The following is a 4,590-nucleotide window of genomic DNA, read 5'->3' as shown; positions in this document are numbered from 1 at the left end:
ACGACCTGCCTGCGCTGGTCGGCGCGCTTTCCAGCCGCTTCGGCCGCCAGCCCGCCCTGCCCGACTGGGCGATCGGCGGCGCCATCGTCGGCCTCAAGGAAGGCGACGTCAGCTTCGCGCGCCTTGAGAAGATCATGGACGCGGGCGCCGAAATCTCCGGCCTGTGGTGCGAGGACTGGATCGGCATCCGCCAGACCAGCTTCGGCCGCCGCCTGTTCTGGGACTGGTCGTGGAACGAGGCGCGCTATCCCGAACTCCCCGCCCGTATCGCCGCGCTGGCGGAGAAAGGCGTGCGCTTCCTCGGCTACGTGAACCCCTACCTCGCCAATGACGGCAAGCAGTACGCCGAGGCCGAGGCGCTGGGCTATCTCGCGCTGCGGCAGGATTCGGACGCGGTCTATCTCGTCGATTTCGGCGAGTTCGACTGCGGCGTGGTGGACTTCACCAACCCCGCCGCGCTCGACTGGTTCGCAGACCGCGTAATCGGCCGCGAGATGCTGGACTTCGGCCTTTCGGGCTGGATGGCGGACTTCGGCGAGTACCTGCCGGTCGATCTGCGCCTCCACGACGGCAGCGACCCGATGCTGATGCACAACCGCTGGCCCGTCCTCTGGGCCGAAGCGAACGCGCGCGCCGTGGCTTCTCGCGGCAAGACCGGCGAGGCGGTGTTCTTCATGCGCGCCGGGTTCTCGGGTGTTCAGGCCCATTGCCCCTTGCTGTGGGCGGGCGACCAGTCGGTGGACTTCACAAGGCACGACGGCATCAACACCGTGCTCACCGCCGCGCTGTCGGCTGGCCTCGTGGGCAATGCCTATTCGCACAGCGACGTGGGCGGCTACACCAGCCTCCACGGCAATGTCCGCACCGCCGACCTGATGATGCGCTGGTGCGAACTGGGCGCGTTCTCGCCGGTGATGCGCAGCCACGAAGGCAACCGCCCGGACGACAACCTGCAGATCGATTCCAGCCCGGAACTGCTCGGCCAGTTCGCCGCGATGTCGCGCGTCCACAAGGCGCTGGCGCCTTATGTCCGCCACCTCAGCGACGAGGCCGTGGCGACCGGTCTGCCCGTGCAGCGCCCGCTGTTCCTGCACTACTTCGAGGAGGTGCTGTTCAGCGTGCAGGACCAGTACCTCTACGGTGCCGACATGCTGGTGGCGCCGATCGTCGAAGCCGAGGCGACGCAGCGCAAGGTCATCCTGCCCGGCGACACACCGTGGCGTCACCTCTGGACCGGCAAGGACTTCGCCCCCGGCACGCACACGGTTGCCGCGCCCTATGGCCAGCCGCCTGTTTTCTACTTGCCCGGCAGCAAGTTCGCGCCTCTCTTCGCATCGTTGAAGGCATGACGACACCTCCCCCCTCCCTCGTCATTGCGAGCCCCGCAGGGGCGCGGCAATCCAGCGCGTGCGCAAGCCGCCCTGGGTTGCTTCGCTTCGCTCGCAATGACGGACGGTGGGGCGGGATGCCTGCGTCGTGCACGGGGGAGAGCACATGAGCGAACGGTCCAACATCAAGGACGTCTCGGCGCTGGCGGGCGTATCGATCAAGACGGTCAGCCGCGTGCTGAACGGGCACCGCTACGTCAGCACCGACACCAAGGAGCGCGTCGAAAAGGCGATGCAGGAACTCGGCTTCCGGCCGAGCGTCGCCGCGCGCATTCTGGCGGGCACCAAGTCGGGCCAGATCGCGCTGATCTACGACAACCACAGCCCCTACTACATGAACCAGATCCAGATGGGCTGCTGGGAAGCCTGCCAGCAGAACGGCTCGCGCCTCCTCGCGCAGCCGGTGGACGTGGCCGACCCGCTGGTCGGCGAACAGGTGCGCGGTCTCGTCACCGAGACGCATGTGGACGGCATCGTCCTCTCCTCTCCCGTCACCGACTGCGTGCCGGTGCTGAAGGCGCTGGAGGGCATGGACATCCCCTTCGTGCGCATCTCGCCGGGCACCAACCATGCGATGACCTCCTCGGTCTTCATGGACGACGCCCAGGCGGCGGACGACATGACCAGCTACCTCATCGCGCGCGGCCATCGCCACATCGGCTTCGTGAAGGGGCACTCCAACCACATGGCCTCAGAGGAGCGCCTGTTCGGCTACCGCCGCGCGCTAGACCGCGCGGGGCTGCCGTTCGAGCCCGCGCTGATCGCTCCGGGCGAGTTCGATTTCGACAGCGGCGTCACGGCGGCTCACCACTTCCTCAAGGGCAAGCGCCGTCCCACCGCGATCTTCGCCAGCAACGACGACATGGCGGCGGGCGTGCTCTCCGTCGCGCACGACATGGGGCTGGGCGTGCCCGACGACCTCTCGGTGGTCGGCTTCGACGACACCATGGTCGCGCGGATGGTCTGGCCGCAGTTGACCACGATCCGCCAGCCCACCCGCGAACTGGCGCATGCAGCCACGCAGCTTCTTCTCGAAGGGGCGCAGGCCACGCACCGGCGCCTTCCCCACGACCTGATCGAGCGCGCCTCGGTCTCCCGCATCAATCCCGATCTTCTCTCCTGACAGGAACACCCATGACCTACCTCCCCTCCCCGGCCGCCCGCCGCCAGCTCGGCAAGAGCGGCATCGAAGTCTCCGCCCTCGCCTGGGGCAACTGGCGCATGGAAGGCGAAGCCGCCGATGCCGTGCGCCTGCTGCATGCCGCGCTGGATGCCGGGATCGACTTCATCGACACCGCCGACATCTACGGCTTCGACGGCAAGGGCGGCTTCGGCGATGCGGAAGCGCTGCTGGGCAAGGCGCTCGCCAGCGAACCGGGCCTGCGCGAGAAGCTGGTGATCGCCACCAAGGGCGGCATCATGCCCCCCCTGCCTTACGATTCGAGCGCCGAATACCTCACCAGCGCCATCGACGCCTCGCTCACCCGCCTCGGCACCGACAGCGTCGAGCTGTGGCAGATCCATCGTCCCGACATCCTCACGCACCCTTCGGAAATCGCAAAGGCCGTCGAAGCGGCACATAAGGCGGGCAAGATCCGCAGCTTCGGCGTTTCCAACTTCACCACCAGCCAGATCGCCACGCTGCAGCAGTTCGTGAGCCTGCCGATCGTCTCCACCCAGCCGGAAATCTCGGCCCTGCGCCTCGACACGATCGAGAACGGCGAGCTGGACCAGGCCATCGCCATGGACATGGCCGTGCTGGCATGGTCGCCGCTGGGCGGTGGTCGTCTCGCCGCGCCGGAAGACGCCCGCAGCAAGGAAGTCGCCGCGCTGCTCGATCAGGCGGCGGAAGAGTTCGGCGTGTCGCGCACCGCGGCCGCCTACAGCTGGATCATGGCGCACCCGGCGCGCATCATCCCCATCGTCGGATCACAAAAGGCCGACCGGATCGCGGAAGCCACTGACGCACTCAAGGTCCGCTGGACCCGCGCCAGCTGGTACGCGGTACTGGTCGCATCGAAAGGAGAGCCCCTGCCGTGAGCACCACCACTGACAAGACCTGTGAGGTAAGCTGGTTTTCGGCGCTGTGCGACGATGACTACGAGTTCCTTGGCCAGCCCGATCCGGCGCTGGCCTCCAGCTGGGAGCATTGCCGCAACATCGTGCTGCAGGCCGAAAAGGGCGGGTTCGACAACATCCTGCTCCCCTCCGGCTATGCGCTGGGCATCGACACCACCATGTTCGCGGGCGCCATCGCCCCGCTGGTGGAGAAGATCCGCCTGCTCTGGGCCGTGCGCATGGGCGAGGACTGGCCGCCGCAGCTGGCGCGCCGCATCGCCACGCTCGACCGCATCCTGGGCGGCCGTCTGACGGTGAACATCATCTCGTCCGACCTGCCGGGCGAGAAGCTGGACAGCCGCGCCCGCTACCAGCGCACGCTCGAGGTGATGCAGATCCTCAAGATCATGCTGAACGGCGAGCACCTGAAGTACGAGGGCGAGTTCTACAACCTCGACCTGCCCCCGGCGCGCATCACCACGGTATCGGGTAAGTGCCCGCCGCTCTACTTCGGCGGCCTGTCCGAAGACGCGCGCGAAGCTGCGGCCAAGGGCTGCGACGTCTACCTGATGTGGCCCGACACGATGGACAAGGTGCGCGAGACGATCGCGGACATGACCGCACGCGCGGCGAAGTACGGCCGCACGCTCAAGTTCGGTTACCGCGCCCACGTCATCGTGCGCGAGACCGAGGACGAGGCGCGCGTCTATGCCGATCGCCTGCTGTCCAAGCTGGACGATGCGGCGGGCGAGGCGATCCGCCAGAAGTCGCTCGACACCGCCAGCGTCGGCGTGACCCGTCAGGCGGAACTGCGCGGTGCTGCGGGCGGCGACGGCTTCGTGGAAGAGAACCTGTGGACCGGTATCGGCCGCGCACGTTCGGGCTGCGGCGCGGCGATCGTCGGCGATCCGGATCAGGTGCTGGCGAAGATCCGGGCCTATCAGGCCGAGGGCATCGATGCCTTCATCCTGTCGGGCTATCCGCATGCGGCGGAGGCGGACCTGTTCTCGCGGCACGTGCTGCCGCAGATCAACCACGCGCCGCTGGTGCTGTAAGATGCGTATCCTCCCTGTTGCGAAGCAATGGGGAGGTGGCAGCCCGAAGGGCTGACGGAGGGGGCAGTCCACCCCCTCCACCACCTGCT

The 4,590-nt window shown here is 67.6% G+C and carries 4 protein-coding genes; all 4 read left to right on the top strand.

The window, feature by feature from the left end; all coding sequences use genetic code 11:
• Nucleotides 1–1,349 (top strand): alpha-glucosidase (locus HWN72_RS02215; RefSeq protein ID WP_211149696.1); only part of this gene is annotated, 1,349 nt, incomplete at its 5' end.
• A 145-nt stretch (nt 1,350–1,494) separates the two neighbouring features.
• The gene (locus HWN72_RS02210; RefSeq protein ID WP_211149695.1) at nt 1,495–2,511 is read left to right on the top strand and encodes a LacI family DNA-binding transcriptional regulator; all 1,017 of its coding nucleotides are present in this window, start codon (nt 1,495–1,497) and stop codon (nt 2,509–2,511) included.
• A gap of 11 nt (nt 2,512–2,522) precedes the next feature.
• Nucleotides 2,523–3,428, top strand: coding sequence for an aldo/keto reductase family oxidoreductase (locus HWN72_RS02205; RefSeq protein ID WP_211149694.1), 906 nt, complete (start codon nt 2,523–2,525; stop codon nt 3,426–3,428).
• Nucleotides 3,425–4,501, top strand: coding sequence for an LLM class flavin-dependent oxidoreductase (locus HWN72_RS02200; RefSeq protein WP_211149693.1), 1,077 nt, complete (start codon nt 3,425–3,427; stop codon nt 4,499–4,501). Before HWN72_RS02205 ends, HWN72_RS02200 begins: the two co-directional genes overlap by 4 nt.
• The last annotated feature ends 89 nt before the right edge of the window (nt 4,502–4,590 follow it).

The organism is Novosphingobium sp. HR1a (assembly GCF_015594425.1).
GTDB classification, from domain to species: domain Bacteria; phylum Pseudomonadota; class Alphaproteobacteria; order Sphingomonadales; family Sphingomonadaceae; genus Novosphingobium; species Novosphingobium resinovorum_A.
The sequence above is the reverse complement of the archived record's forward strand: the minus strand, read 5'-3'. Positions and strand labels throughout refer to the sequence as shown.

Coding starts and splice junctions, on each gene's coding strand:
- HWN72_RS02210 (WP_211149695.1), top strand. CDS start 1,495: ATGAGCGAACGGTCCAACATCAAGGACGTCTCGGCGCTGGCGGGCGTA.
- HWN72_RS02205 (WP_211149694.1), top strand. CDS start 2,523: ATGACCTACCTCCCCTCCCCGGCCGCCCGCCGCCAGCTCGGCAAGAGC.